Here is a 22,264-nt window from a genome sequence, read left to right on the forward strand (position 1 = left end):
TTAAGCTACCCAGCTTTGCCCAAGGTAAAAGCTGGGCTGCGGCAGCCTATTCGGCTAACCATTGGGCCACATCTTTGGCAAAATAAGTTAAAATACCATCGGCACCAGCGCGCTTAAAGGCCAGCAAAGATTCCAAAACCACTGGACGCTCCTCCAACCAGCCATTGGCAAAAGCAGCCTTATGCATGGCGTATTCACCACTCACCTGATAAGCAAAGGTGGGCAGCGAAAAAGTATCCTTCACCTGACGCACCACATCAAGATAGGGCATGCCCGGCTTCACCATCACCATGTCGGCACCTTCCTCGATATCCAGCGCTACTTCGTGCAAGGCTTCCTGAGTATTGGCGGGATCCATTTGATAGGTCTTCTTATTACCACCTTTTAAGTTGCTGGCGCTACCGAGTGCATCGCGGAACGGGCCATAGTAACCCGAGGCATATTTAGCAGAATAAGCCATGATCATGGTGTTGTGGTAACCCGCTTCTTCCAAGGCTTCGCGGATTGCCCCAATTCGTCCATCCATCATATCCGAAGGTGCCACCACATCAGCCCCCGCGGCGGCTTGGGAAAGCGCCTGCTTGACTAAAACTTCAGTGGTAATGTCATTTTGCACATAGCCCTGCGAATCAATGATCCCGTCTTGGCCATGAGTGGTGAACGGATCAAGCGCCACATCGATCATCACTCCCAGCTCGGGAAAGGCCGCCTTCAAGGCGACAATCGCTCGTTGCGCTATGCCATCTTCGGCATAAGCCTGCTCCGCCAGCAGCGACTTCTGCGCCAGTGGCGTCACCGGAAATAGTGCTACCATCGGCACCCCCAGAGCCACCAGCTGCTCGGCCTCTTTTAATAATAAATCAATCGTAAATCGCTGTACGCCGGGCATCGACGCCACCGCCTCGGTTTGATTTTCACCCTCGATAACAAACATCGGGTAAATCAAATCATCAACCGTTAGTTGATTTTCTGCCACTAAACGGCGGGAAAATTCATGGCGTCGAAGACGACGCATCCGGGTAGCGGGAAAGACTCTTGATACGCTCACTCAGCACTCCTATTTGCTCTGATGATCAAGCGTTACTTTAAGCCCAACTTAGCCGTTCGGCAAGTATGGATTGCATTTACAATCAGCAATGCTTAGCCAGCAATAGCAAACGTCTTCAAGAAAGATAAATCGACCATCCTGCGCAGTTTACTCGATAAATCTGAATCGAAGTTGTGCGGGTCACACATCCTACACCGACCTTAATTAAGATATGCAATAATAAAAATGGTTCACTAAATCGACACACCCGCGAGTGAATTGCAGATCCTGATCGCGAACTATTGGGAAAACGTTTCCACTAAAAAGAATAATTTGCTAAATTGACCGCAAATATGAGCAGCTACGACTTATATTTGGTATTTGGCGATGCTTTGTAACGAAGAGCAGCCTTCGTTATTCAGTTATTTTTGGAGTACAAATGGCCACTATTAAAGACGTCGCCGCCGCAGCCGGTGTTTCTGTTGCCACGGTTTCACGGGTGGTCAACAATGGACCCAAGGTGAGCGCCAAAAATCGTGAGTTAGTAAAAAAAGTGATGCTCGAATTAGGCTATCGACCCAATGCCAATGCCCGAGCGCTAGTCACCCAAACCAACCCCACACTAGGTTTGGTCTTTAGTGAATTAACCGATCCATTTTTTGCTACCTTGGCTGGTGGCGTAGAAAAAATCACCCGTAACCATAACATCCAGCTGTTGATCAGCAATGGTTTAGTCAGTGCCGAGACCGAGAAGCAGGCCATCGAAACGCTTTTAGAACAGCGTTGCCAAGCATTGGTGGTTCATGCCAAGGCCTTGAGTAACCAAACGCTCATCGACTACGCCAACGCTATTCCCGCAATGGTACTGATTAACCGATTCATTCCAGAAATTGCCCATCGCTGTGTCTGGTTAGACAATCAGGCTGGCGGTGAAGCTGCGGCACGTCATTTATTGTCTTTGGGTCATCGCAATATCGCCTGTATCAGCAGTAACTACGATATTGAAGATCCTCGACTTCGTCTTGAAGGGGTAAAAAGTATTCTTGCCGAAAGCAACACGCCCTTAGCAGAGCATGCAATTGCCACGGCAGAACCCAATGAAATCGGCGGTGAAATCGCCGCTCAGAACCTGTTAGCTCGTGGTTTAGATTTGAGCGCCGTGATCGTCTATAACGATGCGATGGCTTCGGGCGTGATCAGCGTATTATGCGATAACGGCTATCGAGTCCCCGAGGATATATCGGTGATTGGTTTCGATGATGTCTTACTGTCCCGCTATCTACGCCCCAAGCTTACTACCATGCGCTATCCGATCGAGATGATGGCAATGGAAGCGGCCGAAATGTCGCTAGCGTTGGCCAATGACGAGAATGTCGCAGACTTACACAAGTACGTACCAACCCTCGTCAAACGAGACTCGGTTGCGCCACCCCGGACAAACCAAACTTAGCTCGAACTCGGCAACTAACGTGGCTAACCACGCTTAAATCCCTAATTTTCTCGCAGATGATAGTAAACCCTGGCGAAGGCAGTAAACGGCAGCCTTCACCAATAAGTGACGACTGCCAAGAAAACAGTGCAGGCTAACCACGCTTAGATCCCTAATTTGTCACGCAGATTATAGTAAACCGCGCCCAAGGCAGTAAACGGTACCTGTAAATGACGACCGCCAGGAAAACGGTAGTGGCTCAGCGAGGCAAACACATCAAAACGCTGCGCTTGTTCGCTCAGCACTTCTGCCAATAGTTTACCCGCTAAGTGGGTACAACTCAGGCCATGGCCACTGTAACCCTGTAGATAATAAATATTGCTGTCTAAGCGACCGAATTGTGGCATCCGTGAATAGGTCAGTAAGAAGTTACCGGTCCACGCATAGTCAATTTTAAGCCCACGCAACTGCGGAAATAAAGCTTCAAACTTGGGGCGTATTTGCCGCTCAATAGAAGCCAAAGGCTTGGCGCCATATACCACACCGCCACCAAACAATAAGCGTCGATCGGCGGTCAGCCGATAATAATCCAACAAATAATTGCAGTCTTCCACGCAGTAATTTTGCGGTAGTAATTGCTGACACTGCGCTTCACTCAGCGGTTCAGTCGCCACCACCTGAGTGCCACACCGAATCGCCTTATCACTGAGTTTAGGCTCTAATTCCCCGAGGTAAGCATTGCCCGCAAATAACAGATAATTGGCACTCACGCTGCCATGTGTGGTCAACACCTTAGTAACGTCACCCCTTTGATAAGATATTACTGGCGACTGCTCGTATATTTCACCGCCCAAACTTAATAGGGCTTCAGCCTCACCTAAAGCAAGATTCAAAGGATGAATATGCCCGCCCTTCCTGTCTAATAAACCGCCCACATAGGCCTCGGTCCCCACCACCTGAGCTAACTGCGCTTTATCCAGAAGTTCCAGTTGATGGTTACCAAAGCGTTCCCAATTGGCTTTTTGTTCAATTAAGCCTCTCAATTGCTTGGCGTTATAGGCCGCGAATACCCCACCTTGTTGATAATCACAGGCAATTTGGTAGTCCTGAATACGGGAACGAATAATTTCGCCGCCTTCAAAAATCATCTCATTCAGGGCCTGAGCGGTTTTTTGATCATAGCGCTGTTCAATGACATCCACATCGCGGCTATAGCTATTCACAATTTGTCCGCCATTACGGCCAGTCGCGCCAAAGCCGACCCGAGCAGCTTCTAGCACCACCACATGGAAGCCTTTCTCGGCAAGATGCAGGGCCGAAGACAAGCCACTAAATCCTGCGCCAATGATGCAAACGTCACAGCGAATATCCCGTTGTAACTGAGCAAACTGGCGCGAATGATTAGCCGTTGCTGCATAGTAAGAATCGGTATGTTGTTGCATAGGATCTCCTTAAATCAGGCTTGCTGATGCCGTTCTGCTGCCGCCACGAACTGACTAAATAGGACCTGCGACAAGGGATTTTGCGCCGCTTGCCACTCGGGATGCCATTGCACCGCATAAAAAAACGGGTGCTCAGCTAAGCAATAGGCTTCGATCAGACCGTCTTCGGCAATTGCCTCCAGCTGTAAACCCTCGGCCAACTGGTCAATGCCTTGATTATGTAAAGAATTCACCTCAATTTGCTCAGTGTCGAGCCATTGCGCCAGCTTACCTTGTGGATTTAATTTGAGGGGATGCTGGCTGGCATACTTCACTGCGAAGTCTTTAGTTTCTGGCTCACGATGCTCAATTGCTCCTTCCCGCAGGTAGACCTGGTGATGCAAACTCCCCCCCAGCGCAACATTCATTTCCTGGAAGCCACGACAAATACCAAACACTGGCAAGCCCTGCTGCCGAGAGTAGTCAACAATAGCAAAGGCTAAACGATCGCGCCCCGGGTCGAGCCTTGGTTCATGATGGCTGGCCGCATAAAGTTGCGGATCAACATTAGAGTGACTACCAGTCAGCAAGACCCCATCCAGTTGACTCAGCACGCGATTTAAGGCCGACGCACCTAAATGATGGGGCAGTAAAATTGCACCCGCGCCATACGCGGCTAAGGCATTTAGATAAAACTCATTGACGCTTTGTATTTGATAGGCGTCCTGTTGTTTATGGCAACAAATCACTCCGATTAAAGCTTGTTTTTGATTCGCTTCCACTGCGCACTCCGTTCAGTATTCATTCAATATTTAGCTACAAACTGCCACGAAATAGATTAAATGTAAATTATATTTAACAAATGATAATTTGGCGTGCGAAGTTCCATGCTCCGACTGAGACGAAATTGAGCCCTCAGCCATTCAAAACAAACACCAGCATCTAGGCTTATGGCGTCAACGAGACTTGCTGCTTATGTGCCTCAATAACCGAGTGGCTTAAACCCAGTACGACTTTTTTAACCGCATACGCGCGCATCCCAGCCAACACAAGTGTCGCCACCATCGGGACATTCAGGAAAAGCGAGCATGCGCTGTGAAAAACTGACACCGTCAATATTCCCCTTAAGCGTTTGGATAATAATCGGCTGTCACTATGGGTTCTCGGCTTGCGTATAGTTGATAAATTCATCGGTATGCTGATCACATTCCACCAACTCCCAAATCGGGCCTCGAAATATGTTTCCTGCTCGAAGCCAATATTGCATATTCAGATAAGTGACAAAATGAGTAACGGTTAACTGTTTGCTATCAGGCAATTGTTGGCTAATGCTGCGCGCCAAGTAATCAACTTTATTGGGCGTCACCCATTCATCGCCTAAACGGTCAATACCATACTGGCAACTCGTCACCAAGTACAAGAGTCCTCGGTTTCACTCTCACTTGCATCCCGCAAATTTTGAGTTGCTAAGTGCCCGCTACTGGTTGCCAGTAAGAGAAGTTGAGCAGGGTTTAAACTTGCACTGGCGTTCAGGCCTAAGCCCATCAGTCAGCTGAATATTTTTTCATGGTACATTTGGTCCTTCAATGCATATCTCCGTCATCCCTAATGGCTGGGCCTTAGCGCTATAGTTCTGCGGCCAAGCATCCATAAGCCCTGCACTTAAGGCCACAAATCATGCTATTAATCACACAGTCCGCGAGCCAATCAATAGCGGCCTAAAGCATTACAAGGTAGAATTAGCTGGCGAAATACCACGAGCAAGAGGCTCTTCTCAACGATGACAGAACAAGTCAGTATCACCATCAGTATTGGCGCTTCGGCTACGCCAGCTCAAAATCAAGCTCACAAGGTCCTGACCCCCAAACCGCCCTTCGATTTACGTAAGATATTCGCCGCCTTCGTGGTACTGGTGGCACTGCTGTTACTGATATGCACGCTGATTTATCGATATTGGCCTCGTGCGGCCGAGCCGCATGCCGGAGCGGCGAGCACGGCACTCATTCAAAGGCCAAACCAAGAAGGTAGCCAGCAAGATCTCAAGTCAGCGGCCACACCACCATCTTCTGCCAATAGTCAGCAGGTTAGCGCAGCAGCAAGCCTCACTGAGCGAACATCCGAATCCGCGCCACAAGCGTCGGTTCAGCTCGAAAGCGTCTCACCACAACTCAAATTAAATCCAGATAACCCAGCCAGCCTTGCCGAGCTAAATCATCAGCATGCCGCAGCTCCGCCAGTCGTTGTAACACCAGCGCCAAGCACCAGCCAGCGAGCAACCGGCAAACCGTCTGCTGCAACAGGACAAATGCCACCCCAGCCAGAGGCCCCAGCGAGCGAGACAGCAGATTTAGCACTGCGAGCAAAGCAAGCGCCAAGCGACGAGCCGACAACCCCACCGCTGACCCACGCTGAGCACCCACCAGCTACGGCTGGCACACCGCCACGGCCGCAGCAAGACAAACGGCTTAGCGCAAACCTGAGTCCAAGCCAGATACCAATGCCCGGCCCTCAGATTGTCGATCTACGAGTCAAACGCGGCCAACTCACCAACGGCATCCGCGCTCGCGAGCCCATCGATCAAATGCGAGGCGTCTCGCTGGCCCAGCAGCAACAAATTTTCTTATTTCTGGAGCTCTTGAATATGCAAGGGCAAACGCTTGAGGTACGCTGGTATCATCAGCAGCAATTGCAAGCCACGGTAAACTTGGCCATTGGCGGACAGCGTTGGCGCACCAAGGCCAGTAAACGCTTTGACTCATTCAGTCTGGGACAATGGCAAGTAGTGGTATTTGCACAACAGAAAGTGCTCTATGAGCAAGACTTCATGGTAGAACCATAATCACACCAGCTATCGGCCACATTCATTCGATGGTTTAATGCATCCTTCGATTGAAACCAAAAGTGAATCAATGAAGGCCAATGCTTATCATATTAACTCTTTGTTAATAATGAAAAATAACTAAAAATCAGGTCTTCCTTTAAAGCGAGCTAAAGCAACTGTTCATAAAAGGATTTGTTATAAGCTTGCACTTCCTGAAAGTGCTGATTAAATTAATAACAGGATCAATGGACAGGACGAACAATGGAACTAGCGCTCATACGTAGTGCCCTCGGCTGGGGTGCAGTGATCAACATCGCAGTACTTATTTATTGGTTTGCTTTTTTAACCCTCGCCCACGATTGGACTTATCAGCTGCATGCCAAGTGGTTTAAGCTTAGTGTCGAAAAATTTGACCGTTTTCACTACCTAGGCTTGGCACTCTATAAAGTCGCCATCATCGCCTTTTATATCGTGCCTTACATCGCCTTAGGTATCGTTTTAGATTAGTCGCTATACAGCACTATCGATTGCGGCTCACTGATCGAATAACCGACCGTGGCCACCCCTTCTACATCCTGAATTTTGGTATGAATGGTACCTTCGACCCACACCGGATCCCAGATATCTTCCAGCTGCACTCCTTGCTTGTAAGTGACATAAACAATCTGGTTCGGTGGTGGTGGTGGATAATGTAAACAAGCGCCGAAATAAGGCACCAATAAGAATGCCTTGATCAACTCACCATCACTCTCTAAAGGCACAATAAATCCTGGAATACGCAGCGTTTTGCCATCCAAGGCCTTATTCACACTCACGTTTAAGTTCTGCTGAATCGGCTGATCTAAAGGCGCATTATGATCAATCGCTGCGGGAGCAGCTTGTCGCTCACTCTCGGGGATTAATTGCTCCCAGACATCAATGTCTTCGCCATACGCAGCGCTACTCAATAACAGGCCAGCAATAAGCCAATGGTATATTCTCATGTTGTTGCTCCTGACTAAATTTTAATACTCATGCCATCGCTGAGTGAATAACGATAAGCGCGCCATGCCGGTAACAGCCCAGCGATAAAACCAACTCCCATCACTAGCAGCAACAAGTAAGCTTGTTGTAAAGTCGGCCAGCTGAGTACCATATAAAAGCCAAACTGATTGAGTAAAATCGGCTTCGCCAGCGCTAATAATCCATACATACTTACCAAACCCAGCAAGGACCCCAGCACACTCAGTAACAGCGCTTCGATCAATAATAAGGTGAAAATATGCCTTGGCTTCGCGCCCACCGAGCGTAAGATCGCCATTTCACGGCGGCGCTCTTTTAGACTAACCATCAAGGTGGTTAACATGCTCATTAAGCCAGTGATCACCACACAAATCGAGACCGCAAGTAAGGCCGTCTCGGCGATGCTTAAAATACCCCATAACTCTTGCAAAGCCACACCGGGCAAGATCGCGAGTAAAGCCTCTTGTTTCGACTGATTAATTTGCCGTTGCAGACTAAATATTTGCAACTTGGATTTGGTGCCGAGCATCATCGCAGTAATACTGGAAGGCGTTAGTTGTTGCTTGGTAAAAGGCTGTTTTTGCGCGGGCAAATGGATCGCTTCGATGCCAGCCAAAGAAGTAATCACGGTGCGATCGACTGGCGTCCCCGTGGCTTGTAAAATGCCACTCACCACAAAAGGAAATTGCTCGTGATTCACAAAACTCACCGCGGCAATGCCATGCGCGACGACAATTTTATCCCCCAGCCGATACCCCAGCTTTCTAGCAACCTCGGCCCCTAATACCACATCATAAGTATTGCTCAATTCACCGCCTTGCTTAAATTTCAAGGCTTGCTTATTGGCATATTGATAGTGTTCAAAAAAACTATTACTGGTGCCCATCACGCGATAGCCCCGGTGGGAATCCCCCAGGGAGATGGGGATCGCCCACTTGACTGAGGCATTTTGTTGGATATCTAAGTAACTTTGCCAAGATATATTATTGGTAGCATTACCAATACGAAATACCGAATACAACAACAATTGGGTGGGGCCACTGCGAGCACCCACGATCAAGTCGGTGCCAGAGATGGTCGATGCAAAGCTGGACTTGGCCTGAGTTCGTAAATTCTCGACCCCCAGCAACAGGGCCACACTTAAGGCAATGGTGAGCAAGCTCAGCAATACCGTCCCACGCCTCGCCCAAAGGCTATGCCAAGCTAAATTAAGCAGACTCATGTCGACCTCCTAAATTAACCGCAGGCAAGTCAACGACTTGAGTAAAACGCTGCGCTAAATCATGATCATGACTCACCAATAACAGGCTGCTATCACAGTGCTCTAACTCAGCCATCAACAAGTTCATGAAATGTTCTCGATTCACTTTATCAAGCGCCGAAGTGGGTTCATCGGCAATGATTAAGGCTGGTGAACCAATCATCGCTCGTGCCGCTGCCACCCGTTGCTGCTGACCGATACTCAATTGCCCCACCGCTTGATGTAATTGTTTGTCGGGCAATTGCAGATGGGACAATAAGCGTCGTGCTTCTTCGATAACGCTGGAAGAACGGCTTAAAGCGCGCTGTTTGCGCAACTTCGAAAACTGGCAGGCTAAGGCTACGTTTTCCAAAACTGATAAGTAAGGCAACAAATTGAACTGCTGAAACACATAACCGATATGATCAGCTCGTAATTGATCTCGACCCGCAGAACTGAGGCTATCGCAGTCTTGACCCATAAATCGCAACTGGCCTTGTTGAGGGCTAATCACTCCAGCAATCAAACTCAGCAAGGTCGATTTCCCACAGCCGCTAGGCCCATGAATAAAGGTATGACTCGCAGGCGCAATGCTTAAATGGGGAATATGGATAGCCGGGTGAGTCTCACCCGGCCAAGCAAATACCACCTCATCTAAACACAATAGAGAAGCAGATTCAGGCATCTTATAGGGCTACCTTGTGTTGCTCTGCAGTCACCTCAATCGCAATTTGACCGCGATCGCTAGCGCCTTGAACCAGGATTTTTTGCATCCGAGGGAAGCGCTCAAACCAGTGCAAATTAAAGCTTTGCAACTCCGATAACTGGTGACAGTGAAAATGATAACTGAAAGTCACATCCTGATGACCACTGTGTTCGTGGTCATGGTCATGATCCGCCGCTTCATGTTCATGGTCATGCTCATGATCCGCCGCTTCATGTTCGTGCTCATGCTCGTGATCCGCCGCTTCATGTTCGTGCTCGTGCTCATGATCCGCCGCGTCATGTTCGTGCTCATGCTCGTGATCCGCCGCTTCATGTTCGTGCTCATGCTCGTGATCCGCCGCTTCATGTTCGTGCTCATGCTCATGATCCGCCGCTTCATGTTCGTGCTCGTGGTCACTTTGCTGCAAAGCCCCCCACTCTTGACTCAAGCTTTCTAATTCGCAATCGCCGCCATTAAAACTGAACAGCTGCGGAGCATTTTCAATTTGCAGCTTAGCCGCAGCTAAAGCCTGTTGTTCCGCCGCTGTGACAGGGGCGTGCTCAAAACCTAATAAATTATCCGCAGGCGAATGAATTTCAATCGCCAATTCTTCATCACCGGCAGCAAAAAATAATTCAGCAACACCGTGCTGGTGGGCAGATTGCGCATACGTCACGCCACTCAACAGGCCAAAGCCTGCTAACAAAACAGATCTTAATTTCATTGTATATATCCATGGTTAACTAAAAATAAATGTTATTAAATTAGTACCATAGAACAGGTGGCGCGCGCGCAATTGCGCGTAGGGTATGCAGCCAAGTATAACGATAGTTTACCGTTTGATAAGTAATACCAACCACCGCAAAGGCGATAAATAGAGCACTACTACAAATCGCTGTCGATAATTGGCCAAGGTGAAAACATAGCGGGCAGTGATGCTCGGAATGATGCGGGTTGAGTTTCTCGACTTGGTGTTCGCCCCAGACGAAGGCAAAGGCAAAAACTGACAGGATCAGTAGCCAAGAAACCCTTTGCTGCCAACGACGAATACGCATCACTCTACCTTGTATTCCTTCGCTTCTCGACAAGCTTAAATGCCATCGAGAAGCTTAATTTCATAAGAACTATACTTTCTTATATTTATCACGCCATTGTTAAAGATTAAATACTGACCTTTAATTCCTTGTAATATTCCTGTAACTAATGGATTTTTATCTAAGTTAAAACTGCTTATTTTACTCGGGAATTGTTCAACCGGATAACTTAACTCCGTCATCGGCTGGTCATTCAAGGCGGTGATTGAATCGAGTCCATAACGCTCGGCCAAGTCGCTAAGAACGTTGCTAATCTGCGATAATAAACGCTCTCGTTCGGCAAACAAGTCTAATCGACTCGCGTTTCCTTTCAACATCGTACGCCAATTGGTTTTATCGGCCACTAATTTGGCTAATTCAACTTCCACTAAACCTGATAACTGGCGAGTCGCCACTTGGAAAATAGCCAAAGCCTGAGTCGCACCTTGATCGATCCAACGTGTGGGAATTTGATTATGCCGAGTAATTCCCACCTTCAGCCCAGAGGTATTGGCTAAATAAACATAGTGCGGGATCATACAATTATTTTCGCCCCACTCCGGCTCACGGCAAGTCCCTGCAGCATAGTGACAAGTTTCCGGCTTCATAATGCACATGTCACAGCTGGCCAATTTACGCATACATACAAAACAGTGGCCTTGCGAGTAACTCTTCTTAGTGCCCTTACCGCAATTTCGACACTGAATTTTCCCAGTGAATTCAAACGCGAGAGGCTTACCAATCAGGGGATTTAGGTGTAATTCTTGTTCGCCTAACGGCAAATAATATTGTATCTGCTCGGCCAATACGCCGCGCATTTTTGATAAGTGGCCCTGCATTTCAGAAGTACTCAGATTGGCTCAAAGGTTGAGCAGTGTAATGCAAAGTGAAGGCTTTGTGTAGCGAGCTTAGTAAGGGTAGTTCTCATCACTGCCGAGCAGCTCTATCATCAATTGTCGTAATTCTCCATTGGCGATCAACTGACTCATGCCTAAATCAAAAAGTTTTAGTAAGTCACGCCCTTTTTCATTCGCGACAAAACAAAACTGAGAATTATTCTCTAACACACTATCAATAAAAATAAAATTTGAAGGCTTTGGCATTTTGGTCAATAGCAGTTCTATGTCTTCTCGATACTCGATCACGGCATCCACTCGGCCCAAATTAAGTAAATTTAGCATCTGAACTAAATTAGAATACTCTCGATAAATAACCCCGCGAGGTAATAGCTCCCCCCAATTGTAACCCAAACGAGAGATCACTTTTTTACCCACTAAGTCCTGATTGCTTTGATAAGAGCCTGCAAATTGTGATGTTGTCAGCATATCAACTCGATCGACTTCAACCGCATACAGAGAACAATAGGCCGATGAAAAATCATCACTGGAACCACCGAGAGCAATATCAACAAGCTGATGATCTAATAAAGCAATGCTACGAGGGAAAGGCACAAAATGAGGGGATATCGATGTATCCGGAAAAATTCGTTGTAATAAGCTAAAATAATAGCCCGTGCCGTCACGATGGGCGTAATTAGTCCATTCACCAGTCGCAATATTAATTGAATGCACCGCCCCCAGCGACACCGACCACCAGCAACATAACAGAATCAATAAGATCCGCACCACATCCTCGCTAAGCTAAGCTCTCTCATTTAGCTTAGCAAAGGAACCGCAAACCGCCCTTTAATATGAAGGTTATGATTAAGTCTGTCTAGTAAGCTTTGGTTTAGAATCCCATGCCTTCAAGGAGCCCATTCTTTTTCGCCAAAGAACTTGGTGTATCATCGTCGGAGACCCGATCAGCACCGCGTAACATCGCATCAATAAGCTCGCCAGCATCAAACTTAGTTAAGGCCTCATCGGCACCGACTTGGTGGGCACGATCAACACTAATCTCGCTGGACAACGAAGTATGCAAAATAATATAGGCATCGGCAACTTGTGGGTCACTGCGAACTTCAAAGGTTAATTCATAGCCATCTAAACCCGGCATTTCAATATCACTCACTAGGATATCAATCGCTTGTTTGCTTACCGCTGCCTGTTGCATCATCTTCAGCGCGGTCGCGCCATCACTGGCCATTTGGTAGTCAATTTCGATACTATCCAAAGCGCTCGACAGCTGCTTACGCGCAGTTGCAGAATCGTCCACTAATAAGATCCGCAACTGACTCAAGATGGCTTGATCAGGTAAGCTCACAGAAACTCGGATCCGATCTTCATCATCAGGGAACACCGTAGCAATCAGCTTTTCAATGTCGAGCAACTGAACCAATTTATCATCGACCCGAGTGACCCCTGTTACAAATGCATCTTTACCTAAAGAGCTAGGCGGTGGATCAATGTCACGCCAGCGACATTCGGTAATACGTTCAATCCCGCGCACTAAAAAGCCAATAGTTTGGCGGCTCACATCGGTAATAATAATTGAGCAGCTGGCTCGTTCTTCTTCGGTAATTGGCCGATACCCCACTGCAGCCGCCATATCTACCACCGAGATGGTTTGACCGCGCAATGAAGCAGATCCCAACACAAATGGATGAGACTGTGGCAGGGCGGTAAGACGTGTATAGGGAACGATCTCACGCACTTTCAAAGTACCAATTGCAAATAGTTGATTTAACGACAACCGAAAATGCAACAAACCTTGGGTTTGACTGGTGGCGCTGCTCATAAGACATCCTTCGTAATTTGATTCATGAACAATAAAATTTAAGCGCTGAGCCTAACCATTCAACCTTGGTCGGCCAGTCGAAACTGCTCACATACTTGTTTGATTATAGCGTTACTACAAACTAAGTGTGGTTGAGTAGCGCAAACGACTACAATATCAATTGCTGGTAATGACGGCATTGTTTTAGCGCACAATTCTAACAAATCTCCTTTGCTAGAACGAGCCATCGTTGCAACTGCCAACCCCTGCGCCACCAAACCATATAAACCACTGTGATTGGCGCTAGTTGCAATCAGTCGATAGGGTATCTCAGCCTTATCTAAACCGTCGATGGCACTACGATGAAACTTACAATCCGCTTCGTAAAGTGCTATCGCCAAGGGACTTTGAAGATGAGGGTTAATTTCAGCTGAACTCACCCAAACTCCTTGATCATGACGCAATAGATAACCTTCATCGCTATTTGGCGTACGAGTTAACACCGCTATATCCAGTTCACCCTGATCCAACTGCTGGCGTAAGCGATAACTTGGGGCAGAACTCAAACGTAAACATACATTAGGGATCTGTTGTTGTAATAGCTGAACCAGTAACGGCATCACCGATCGGCTGTAATCGTCTGGACAACCCAATCGTAATTCCACCTGCGTCTGCGGTTCTTTTAGCTCCTTCAGCGCCAAATCGTGCAAGCTGACAATACGTCGAGCATAACTGGCCAAGGCCTGCCCCGCGAGAGTCAAAACCAAGCCGCGGCCCTCTTTTTCAAACAAAGGACGATCACTCTCTTGCTGCAGCTTTTTCATTTGTGCACTAATCGCCGACTGCGTACGAAAAGTCTGGCTGGCCGCTCGCGTAAAACTGCCAGTGTCCATGATTGCCACTAAACTACGCAGCGCATCAATATCCATCTTCAACCCATCAACAGCATTTATCAGTGCCATCAAAAATAATCGTTATTCATTACACAAGCAACTTGCGACACTCATCCTAAGCCACACAACAAGGAAATAACATGATATTGCACGATTATTTGCCATCGGGAAATGGCTATAAAATTAGATTATTACTGAGCCTGCTCGGCCAAGATTATCAACTAAAGTGCTACGACATTGTACAGGGGGAGACCCACACCGAAGCATTTCTAAAACTTAACGCTAACGGTAAGATCCCAGTGTTAGAGTTCGACGATGGCCGCAGTTTAACCGAATCAAATGCCATCTTGTATTACCTTGCTCAAGGAACACCCTATTGGCCTGAGGAATTGTGGCAGCAAAGCCAAGTACTACGCTGGATGAACTTTGAACAATATAGCCATGAGCCAAATATCGCGACGTTGCGATTCTGGTTAGGCCATGCAGGGATGAATCAACAACGCCAAGCACAATGGGCCGATAAAAAAGCGGCAGGCTATGCCGCCTTAAAGGTCATGGAGCAACACTTAAGCGAGCATCGTTATTTTGTGGGCGAGCAATTCAGCATCGCCGACATCGCGCTATATGCTTATACCCATGTGGCCGAAGAAGCTGAATTTGACTTGTCCACCTTTCCTGCGATTCAAGCTTGGTGCTATGCCATTACACAAACCACAAACTATGTGGACATCACCGATGATTCTGCGCGACTCAAGCCGTAAGTAAAGCAAAGCCGAGATCACTCGGCTTTGCTTTCGCCCTCACAACTTCACAAGCAGCTTGCCCTGGTTTTCCCCATTAAACAGCAAATTAATTCCATCGATAGCTGAAACTAAACCTTCTAATACATGAACTCGGTATTGCAGTTGGCCCGCTTGTAAATATCCAGCCACCTGTTGCATCAGTTGCGGTGCACGATGTAAATGATCGGGCATGGTAAAACCTTGAATGGTTAAACGCTTCTTAATAATCGTCATCCAGTTAGGGCCAGCTGAAGGGGTTGTTGCGTTATAGTCCGAGATCATCCCACAAACCACGATTCTACCGAAGGCATTCATGTTATCCATTGCCGCTTGTTGGATCGCGCCACCGGTATTTTCAAAATAAATATCAACGCCGGCTGGCGTTAACGCAGCCACCCGTTGCGCAACATCTTCGATTTTATAGTTAATCGCGCCATCAAAGCCCAAATCTTCCACTAACCAACGACATTTTTCATCACTACCTGCAACACCTATCACTCGTAAACCCTCGGCTTTAGCAAGTTGCCCAACCAATGAACCCACTGAGCCCGCAGCACCGCTCACTAATAGGGTTTCTCCCGACTTGGGCTTAGCAATTTCTAATAGACCCTGCGCAGCGGTCATCCCTGGCAGCGCTAATACCGCTAATACTGCTTCTGCCGACAAACCTGAAGGAATAATATTCACCCCCTTGCCTTGACTAACCGTCTGTTCAGTCCAGCCAAACATGCCCATCACCATCGCCCCCACCGGAAAATCAGGGTGCAAGGACTCAAGCACTTCACCAATCCCACTGGCACGCATCACCTCACCCAAACCAACGGGTGGAATGTAACTCTCAGTATCGGCACTCATCCAACCACGCATCGCAGGATCTAAAGACATATGAGTTTGTTTGACTCGAAACTCGCCGGCTTGCAGCGGCTGAGCTTGATGTTCGCGAAGCTCAAAACAGTTTGCTTCTATCGTTGCAGAAGGACGTTTTACCAAATGAATCGACTGATAGTTAGTCATAAAAGCTCCTAAATGAATAAATGACGTTCATACTATATTGTTATCAAGAATGATTATAAATAATCCTTAGCATTGGAATAAACAGCTACTTAAGCTAAACTTTATTGTCTTTCCGACAACAATAAACCAATGAATAAGCTCAGAGCACTACAGTATTTCGCCCATATTGCCGAATCGACCAGTTTCACCAAAACAGCGGAGGCCTTCTCAGTCCCCCCTTCTTCGGTCTCTCGACGAATTAGCGATTTAGAAGCCATGCTTCAGCAACAGCTGTTACAGCGTAGCACCCGGCAAGTAAAGCTGACGGAATTGGGGGCGCTGTATTACCAACAAATAAAACCTGCCCTGCTGCAACTGAATGACGCCGAAGATCTGATCCAGCAACAGAATCAGCATCCCAGTGGCCTACTATCCATTAGTGCAATGCCGAGCTACGGTGAGCAGTGTTTAACACCAATATTAAGCAAGTTCTCGCAACTTTATCCCGACATTATTCTGGATCTACACTTTAGCGACCAATTAGCAAATTTAAGCCGCGACCAGATAGATATTGCTATCCGCAGTGGTCTCGCCCCCGACGAGCGGGTTGTCGCGAAAAAGCTGTCGAATAATGATTTTGTATTGTGCGCAGCACCACACTACCTCGCCACAAAAGGTCAACCCACCAGCCCGCAAGATCTCAACCAACATCCTAGTTTGCGTTATCGTAGCCCCGAGCGAGTTCTCCCTTGGATGTATATCGACGCCCAGCAAGCGTGGCAGACATTGCAGCCCCCCATCCGCTTAATTAGCAATCATGGCAAAAGCATCGTTAATGCGGCGATCCAAGGCGAAGGTATTGCACTATTGCCAGAATGGGGGATCAGCAAACAACTGGCTGAGGGTAGCTTGATGAGCTTCAGTGTTGGCCCCAAAATTTGTCTTACTCCGGCTAAATCCACCGGTATATATTTGTTATATCAAGGGCTTAAGTATCAAATACCTAAAATACGAGTTGCGGTGGATTTCCTACTTCATCATCTTCGCTAAAGAGGATTAATTTAGGGTGACTATATCGATGAAGCCAGCAAGGCCCATGAAGTATCCTCATTGACATGAATCATCAACAGTCCTGCAGCAATCAATCGCTGGCGCTGCCCAAAAATTTCCGCCGTCAACATTGATGACTAAAATTGGCTTTATTCAAGCCCGTTTACAGTTTTCTAACACCTCTCAAAGGTGTTCATTTCGAACAATTATTAGGCGCTAAAAATAAATCACGTCTGGACAAAAGTTTAGTATTGGCCTATCAATAGATAACACAAAGTAATTAACTGTCTTTTTACTCAAATGCAGATAAAAACTTCAACTTTGAGAGTCAAGTGACGAAAATTTGCACTTTTATTTAGGCGATTATTTGTTACGCTTGTGTTAAGGGTAAAGCTTGATTGATAGGTTTTATCTAAGCAATAAGCTCTTAGCAAAAGGATCTGTGTATGAGCGAGCCGGTCAACGACCAACAATATGTGCGCTTTGTCGATGTGAAAAAAAGCTACGATCAACGTAGTTTAGTGGTTAAAAACTTTAATTTAGATATCCGTAAAGGTGAGTTTGTCACCCTCCTAGGCCCCTCAGGCTCTGGTAAAACTACCTGCTTAATGATGCTCGCTGGCTTTGAAGATGTCACCAGTGGACAAATTTTAGTGAATGGTGAAGCCATCACCAACGTCGCCCCCTACAATCGCAATATAGGCATGGTGTTTCAACATTATGCGCTGTTCCCTCACATGACCGTTGCTGAAAATCTAGCCTATCCTTTGATGGTGCGAAAATTACCCAGTGAAGAAATCAAGCGCCGGGTGGCCGATTCTTTAGCGTTGGTTGAACTAGAAAGTTTTGGTAAGCGCTACCCAGGGCATCTTTCTGGAGGTCAAAAACAACGAGTAGCCTTGGCCCGCTCGCTAATTTTTGAACCGTCCATCGTTTTAATGGACGAACCTTTAGGAGCCTTAGATAAAAACCTACGAGAGCAGATGCAGTTTGAGATTAAACGTTTGCACGAATCCATTGGTTTTACTGCAATCTATGTCACCCATGATCAAACCGAAGCGCTCACCATGTCAGATCGCATTGCAGTATTCAACGATGGCGTGGTGCAACAATGTGCCTCTCCCGATATCCTTTATGAACGTCCTAGCAACGCCTTTGTTGCCGACTTCATTGGTGAAAATAACCACTTAGCAGGAACCGTGTTAGAACGCAGCCAAGACTTAGCCAAAGTAAAACTAAGTGATGGTACAGTGGTTTCAGGCAGAGCGATGGATTGCCCAGCAATTGGAGAAGATTGCATACTCGCGGTTCGCCCAGAAAACCTATTCATCCTCAGTGAGAAGCATCAATTCGACAATCTCATTGAAGCTGAATTTATCACCCTATTATACGTCGGTGACTTTATTCGTTACTTCTTCAAACTCAGCGATAAAACTGAGCTGATGGTAAAAGTATTGAATGATCACGACGCCCCCAAAATAGCGACTGGCAGCATGACCAAACTCACTTGGTCGGTCAATGACGGTTTAGCTTTTGATACACCCCCAAGCACTTAACGAATGGTAAAAGGATAGTACCTATGAAACGTTTACTCCCCGCACTCGCGCTAGCTTCGGTTTGTCAGTTTGCCAGTGCAGACCAACTCACTGTGGTGTCTTTTGGTGGTGCCTATGGCGCCGCTCAGCAAAAGCACATGTTAGACCCCTATATGGCTAAAACTGGAAACAAACTATTATTTGAAAACTACTCGGGTGGTATTGCAGAAATTAAAGCCCAAGTCGAAAGTGGTAATATCCTTTGGGATGTTGTCGACATCGAAGTGATCGACTTAGAACGAGCCTGTTCCGAAGGTTTATTAGAGGTCATTCCTCAAGACAAACTCCCTCCAGGTGATGACGGTACACCCGCAGCGCAAGACTTTAGCAAAGCGGCCTTAGCCAACGAGTGTGGTGTGGGTAACATTGTTTGGACCGTACTCTACGCCTACAGTGACGACACCATCAAGGGCGGTACACCAAGTACCATCGCTGATTTATTTGATACCAAGAAATTCCCAGGTAAACGCGCCCTACGTAAACGTCCTCAGGTGAATCTTGAGTGGGCTTTGATTGCCGATGGCGTGCCTAAAGACAAAGTCTACGACGTTCTAGAAACTGAAGAAGGACAAGCAAGAGCCTTCGCCAAACTGGCAACGATTGCCGATGATATCGTCTGGTTCGACAGCTGGTCACAAGCGCCACAACTCCTCAATGACGGCGGCGCGGTCATGGTGCAATCAGCAAATGGCCGGATCTTCGATGCCATTCAAAGTGAAGGGAAACCCTTTGAAATGGTTTGGGATGGCCACCTCTACGATCTAGATGTCTGGGCCATTGTGAAAGGCACCAAGAAAAAAGATCTCGCGCTAGACTTCGTGAGTTTTGCCACTAGTTCTAAACCGCTCAGTGGTATGCCAGAAGTAGCCTACGGTCCAACCCGTAACTCCTCTTATGCCTATGTTGATAAGGCAGTGATCCCTAAACTACCCTCTTCTCACCTCGATGAAGGTTTGAAAGCGTCAGGCGATTTCTGGGCTGACTACGGTGAGTCTTTAGGCGAAAAATTCAATGAGTGGCTGTTGAAGTAATCACTAGATTGACGAAGGCTTTTAGCCTTCGTCTCTTATCATAGAGGTACAGATGGAAACAAACAGTCTCAGCGTGGAAGAGATCTTAGCCGGTAAGAAAATGCTCAAGCGTAAAAAACGCTTGTTGCTAGCCTTTACCATGCCTTTATTAATATTTATCTTTATCACCTTTATCGCACCAATAGCTTCGATGCTCTATCGCAGTGTTTATCATCCTGCGGTCAGCCAATTGGTGCCACTCACCTTGAGTGAGATGAAACATTGGGATGAAACCAGTGAAGAATTACCGAAGCCAGAAATCATCCAACAATTTGCCATCGAATTGCAAGACTTAGCCAATCAACGCTTATCAGGAAAATTAGCGGAAGAAATCAATCGGCTTAAACCCGGCAGCTCCAGTTTAATTAAATCAACCGCGCGTAAACTCAAGAAAAAAGACTTGAGTGAGCTACAACAGCACGGTGCCGAATTCCTATTATCCAGTTCAAAAAAATGGCACGACATTTATTTATGGCGAGCAGTCAAAAAAGCCGGACAACCTTTTACCGACAGCTACTACCTCACCGCTTTCGACTTAAAACGCGACTCAGCGGGAGAAATTGCACAACGAGACACTCAGATTTACCTAAAGCTTTATTGGAAAAGCCTAAAAATTTCGCTGATTATTACCTTATTAACAGCATTATTAGCCTATCCTTTGGCCTATTACTTGGCCAATGCACCCAGTAAAATAGCCAACCGCTTAATGGTGTTTGTACTCCTGCCATTTTGGACCTCGCTATTAGTGCGTACTACCTCATGGATTGCGATTTTACAAACCAATGGGGTACTGAACTCAATCCTACAAACTTTAGGCATTATCGATGAACCCTTGGAGTTGCTGTATACCCAATCAGCAACAATCATAGCGATGACTCATATCTTGCTGCCCTTTATGATTTTGCCTCTATATAGCGTGATGAAAAATATTGACCCAAGCTATTATAGAGCGGCGCTTTCTTTGGGCTCTAAACCACTACCAGCTTTCATTAAAATTTACTTACCGATGACCGTGCCCGGAGTCAGCGCGGGAGCCTTACTGGTATTTATCATTTCAATTGGCTACTACATTACCCCTGCAATTGTCGGTGGTACCGAAGGACAAATGATCTCCAATATCATTGCCTTCCATATGCAATCGTCAAATAACTGGGAACTCGCCGCAGCCTTGGGCTCGTTATTATTAGCGTTAATTTTGGCGCTGTATTGGATCTATGACCGCCTGATCGGGGTCAGTAACATTAAGTTGGGCTAAACTATGAGTCGTTACCCGAAATACTTTACCTTTTGGCATATCTCGGCACATTATGGTCTGCGTCTCAGCTCACTGCTGGTATTAGCTTTCTTAATGTTGCCGATTATGGTGATCATTCCCTTATCATTTAATGTGGAGCCTTTTTTCACCTTTACTGAAGGCATGTTAGCCCTCGACCCCGAGGCCTATTCATTGAAGTGGTACGCCGAGATTTTACACGATGACAAATGGCTATTAGCGATTAAGAATAGCTTTGTGATCGGTATTTTTGCCACCCTTATCGCGACCGTATTAGGCACTTTTGCCGCCATCGGTTTAAGTAATCCAGCGATGCCTTGGCAACGACTTTGGATGGCGATTTTACTATCGCCAATGATTGTGCCGCTGATCATCACCGCGGCTGGCATGTACTTCTTCTATAGCCAGCTTAATCTGGCTGGTTCCTATATGGGCGTGATCTTGGCGCATGCAGCCTTGGGGACGCCCTTTGTGGTGATTACGGTGAACGCTGCCCTATCCGGTTTTGATTATTCGCTAGTGAACGCGTCTTTAGGTTTAGGCGCCAAACCCATGTTTACCTTCTTCAAAGTCATCATGCCGCTGATCCGCCCTGGCGTCATCTCGGGTGCTTTGTTCGCCTTCATCACCTCCTTCGATGAAGTGGTCGTGGTCCTGTTTTTAGCTGGCCCCGAGCAACGCACCATTCCAAGGCAAATGTTTTCTGGTCTGCGAGAACAGATCAATCCAACCATCCTCGCGGTGGCAACCTTGTTGATCGTTATTTCCGCGATGCTACTGTTCACCATTGAATACCTGCGCGCGCGCAGCGAACGTATTCAAAGCGGTGACTTAGACAACTAAGCCATTTTACTTCGGTTCCGCCCCACCACATTGTTCGGTGGGGCGTCCTTATCGAACACTCGATAAGGCTTTTCATCTCAAGTACAACTTGCTCATCCTAATGATGCGCATCGTTTATCGAGCAAAGTCATCTAAAAAAGCTTGATGGCTTGCTTCTGAGCGATCAATAGAATCCGCTCGTCATGAATGTTACTTACAACATTCATGACGAGTTGCCTGCGTCCTACCAGCCCGCATGACTAGATAAAATAATGCCGAAAAATCAACGCGCCTGACCATCTTCGATAATTGAAATAATTACCCCAAAAACTAAGTATCTACAAACAAACTTGTTAAGCTGATTAATCAAACACAAGACGATAGCTAATAGCTATCATAAGGATAGATCTAA

23 protein-coding genes are annotated in these 22,264 nt (G+C 46.9%); 9 read left to right on the forward strand and 14 right to left on the reverse strand.

Annotated elements, in window-relative coordinates; translation table 11 throughout:
• Positions 1-46 precede the first annotated feature (46 nt).
• Entirely contained in the window at positions 47-1,015 is a 969-nt protein-coding gene (gene hemB, locus ACRRSY_RS21960; RefSeq protein WP_439033362.1) for a porphobilinogen synthase, read from the reverse strand.
• A 451-nt stretch (positions 1,016-1,466) separates the two neighbouring features.
• Between hemB and ACRRSY_RS21965 the strand changes: the two genes are divergently transcribed.
• Positions 1,467-2,477, forward strand: a complete 1,011-nt coding sequence (locus ACRRSY_RS21965) for a substrate-binding domain-containing protein (protein ID WP_432464032.1) — start codon at positions 1,467-1,469, stop codon at positions 2,475-2,477.
• Between the two features lie 143 nt (positions 2,478-2,620).
• On the opposite strand, the gene ACRRSY_RS21970 is transcribed toward ACRRSY_RS21965, so the two are convergent.
• From ACRRSY_RS21970 to ACRRSY_RS21980, 3 genes are all read right to left on the reverse strand, one after another.
• Positions 2,621-3,898, reverse strand: a complete 1,278-nt coding sequence (locus tag ACRRSY_RS21970) for an NAD(P)/FAD-dependent oxidoreductase (protein WP_432464033.1) — start codon at positions 3,896-3,898, stop codon at positions 2,621-2,623.
• A gap of 14 nt (positions 3,899-3,912) precedes the next feature.
• Positions 3,913-4,659 carry a gamma-glutamyl-gamma-aminobutyrate hydrolase family protein gene (locus tag ACRRSY_RS21975; RefSeq protein WP_432464034.1) on the reverse strand — a complete coding sequence of 249 codons (747 nt, stop codon included), beginning with the start codon at positions 4,657-4,659 and terminating at the stop codon, positions 3,913-3,915.
• Between the two features lie 371 nt (positions 4,660-5,030).
• Positions 5,031-5,291: a hypothetical protein gene (locus ACRRSY_RS21980; protein ID WP_432455435.1), complete on the reverse strand. Its 261-nt coding sequence runs from the start codon at positions 5,289-5,291 to the stop codon at positions 5,031-5,033.
• A 366-nt stretch (positions 5,292-5,657) separates the two neighbouring features.
• Between ACRRSY_RS21980 and ACRRSY_RS21985 the strand changes: the two genes are divergently transcribed.
• Positions 5,658-6,716: a DUF2914 domain-containing protein gene (locus tag ACRRSY_RS21985; protein WP_432464035.1), complete on the forward strand. Its 1,059-nt coding sequence runs from the start codon at positions 5,658-5,660 to the stop codon at positions 6,714-6,716.
• 243 nt (positions 6,717-6,959) lie between these two features.
• Positions 6,960-7,205, forward strand: a complete 246-nt coding sequence (locus ACRRSY_RS21990; protein ID WP_432455433.1) for a DUF6868 family protein — start codon at positions 6,960-6,962, stop codon at positions 7,203-7,205.
• On the opposite strand, the gene ACRRSY_RS21995 is transcribed toward ACRRSY_RS21990, so the two are convergent.
• The 9 genes from ACRRSY_RS21995 to ACRRSY_RS22035 form a co-directional block, all read right to left on the reverse strand.
• Positions 7,202-7,681 carry a DUF3299 domain-containing protein gene (locus ACRRSY_RS21995; protein ID WP_432460464.1) on the reverse strand — a complete coding sequence of 160 codons (480 nt, stop codon included), beginning with the start codon at positions 7,679-7,681 and terminating at the stop codon, positions 7,202-7,204. The genes ACRRSY_RS21990 and ACRRSY_RS21995 overlap by 4 nt on opposite strands.
• A gap of 14 nt (positions 7,682-7,695) precedes the next feature.
• Positions 7,696-8,922, reverse strand: coding sequence for an ABC transporter permease (locus ACRRSY_RS22000; protein ID WP_432455431.1), 1,227 nt, complete (start codon positions 8,920-8,922; stop codon positions 7,696-7,698).
• Positions 8,909-9,625 carry an ABC transporter ATP-binding protein gene (locus tag ACRRSY_RS22005; RefSeq protein ID WP_432455430.1) on the reverse strand — a complete coding sequence of 239 codons (717 nt, stop codon included), beginning with the start codon at positions 9,623-9,625 and terminating at the stop codon, positions 8,909-8,911. The genes ACRRSY_RS22000 and ACRRSY_RS22005 overlap by 14 nt, the downstream gene beginning before the upstream one ends.
• 1 nt (position 9,626) lies before the next feature.
• On the reverse strand, positions 9,627-10,370 hold the full coding sequence (locus ACRRSY_RS22010; protein ID WP_432464036.1) for a ZrgA family zinc uptake protein: 744 nt from the start codon (positions 10,368-10,370) through the stop codon (positions 9,627-9,629).
• A gap of 40 nt (positions 10,371-10,410) precedes the next feature.
• Entirely contained in the window at positions 10,411-10,701 is a 291-nt protein-coding gene (locus ACRRSY_RS22015) for a hypothetical protein (protein WP_432455428.1), read from the reverse strand.
• A 35-nt stretch (positions 10,702-10,736) separates the two neighbouring features.
• Positions 10,737-11,558 carry a DUF2797 domain-containing protein gene (locus ACRRSY_RS22020; RefSeq protein WP_432464037.1) on the reverse strand — a complete coding sequence of 274 codons (822 nt, stop codon included), beginning with the start codon at positions 11,556-11,558 and terminating at the stop codon, positions 10,737-10,739.
• Positions 11,559-11,627: 69 nt separating this feature from the next.
• Complete coding sequence (locus ACRRSY_RS22025) at positions 11,628-12,344, reverse strand: substrate-binding periplasmic protein (protein WP_432464038.1); 717 nt, start codon at positions 12,342-12,344, stop codon at positions 11,628-11,630.
• 103 nt (positions 12,345-12,447) lie between these two features.
• A complete protein-coding gene (locus tag ACRRSY_RS22030; protein WP_432455425.1) occupies positions 12,448-13,395 on the reverse strand; it encodes a chemotaxis protein in 948 nt (315 codons plus the stop codon).
• A 59-nt stretch (positions 13,396-13,454) separates the two neighbouring features.
• The gene (locus ACRRSY_RS22035; RefSeq protein ID WP_432460469.1) at positions 13,455-14,303 is read right to left on the reverse strand and encodes a LysR substrate-binding domain-containing protein; all 849 of its coding nucleotides are present in this window, start codon (positions 14,301-14,303) and stop codon (positions 13,455-13,457) included.
• Between the two features lie 104 nt (positions 14,304-14,407).
• Between ACRRSY_RS22035 and ACRRSY_RS22040 the strand changes: the two genes are divergently transcribed.
• Positions 14,408-15,028 (forward strand): glutathione S-transferase family protein, encoded by a 621-nt coding sequence (locus ACRRSY_RS22040; RefSeq protein ID WP_432464039.1) that lies wholly within the window; start codon positions 14,408-14,410, stop codon positions 15,026-15,028.
• 39 nt (positions 15,029-15,067) lie between these two features.
• Here ACRRSY_RS22040 and ACRRSY_RS22045 read toward each other — a convergent pair whose 3' ends face one another.
• The gene (locus ACRRSY_RS22045; protein ID WP_432460471.1) at positions 15,068-16,063 is read right to left on the reverse strand and encodes an NADP-dependent oxidoreductase; all 996 of its coding nucleotides are present in this window, start codon (positions 16,061-16,063) and stop codon (positions 15,068-15,070) included.
• Between the two features lie 129 nt (positions 16,064-16,192).
• Here ACRRSY_RS22045 and ACRRSY_RS22050 point away from each other — a divergent pair, with 129 nt between their 5' ends.
• The 5 genes from ACRRSY_RS22050 to ACRRSY_RS22070 all read left to right on the forward strand — a co-directional run bounded on the left by ACRRSY_RS22050 (position 16,193) and on the right by ACRRSY_RS22070 (position 21,873).
• Positions 16,193-17,092: a LysR family transcriptional regulator gene (locus ACRRSY_RS22050; protein WP_432455421.1), complete on the forward strand. Its 900-nt coding sequence runs from the start codon at positions 16,193-16,195 to the stop codon at positions 17,090-17,092.
• 446 nt (positions 17,093-17,538) lie between these two features.
• Positions 17,539-18,648: an ABC transporter ATP-binding protein gene (locus ACRRSY_RS22055; RefSeq protein WP_432455420.1), complete on the forward strand. Its 1,110-nt coding sequence runs from the start codon at positions 17,539-17,541 to the stop codon at positions 18,646-18,648.
• Between the two features lie 23 nt (positions 18,649-18,671).
• Complete coding sequence (locus ACRRSY_RS22060) at positions 18,672-19,718, forward strand: ABC transporter substrate-binding protein (protein WP_432455419.1); 1,047 nt, start codon at positions 18,672-18,674, stop codon at positions 19,716-19,718.
• Positions 19,719-19,770: 52 nt separating this feature from the next.
• Positions 19,771-21,012 carry an ABC transporter permease gene (locus ACRRSY_RS22065; RefSeq protein WP_432455418.1) on the forward strand — a complete coding sequence of 414 codons (1,242 nt, stop codon included), beginning with the start codon at positions 19,771-19,773 and terminating at the stop codon, positions 21,010-21,012.
• A gap of 3 nt (positions 21,013-21,015) precedes the next feature.
• Positions 21,016-21,873 (forward strand): ABC transporter permease, encoded by an 858-nt coding sequence (locus ACRRSY_RS22070; protein ID WP_432455417.1) that lies wholly within the window; start codon positions 21,016-21,018, stop codon positions 21,871-21,873.
• Positions 21,874-22,264: the final 391 nt, after the last annotated feature.

This window comes from Agarivorans sp. QJM3NY_33 (assembly GCF_050870865.2).
Taxonomy (GTDB): domain Bacteria; phylum Pseudomonadota; class Gammaproteobacteria; order Enterobacterales; family Celerinatantimonadaceae; genus Agarivorans.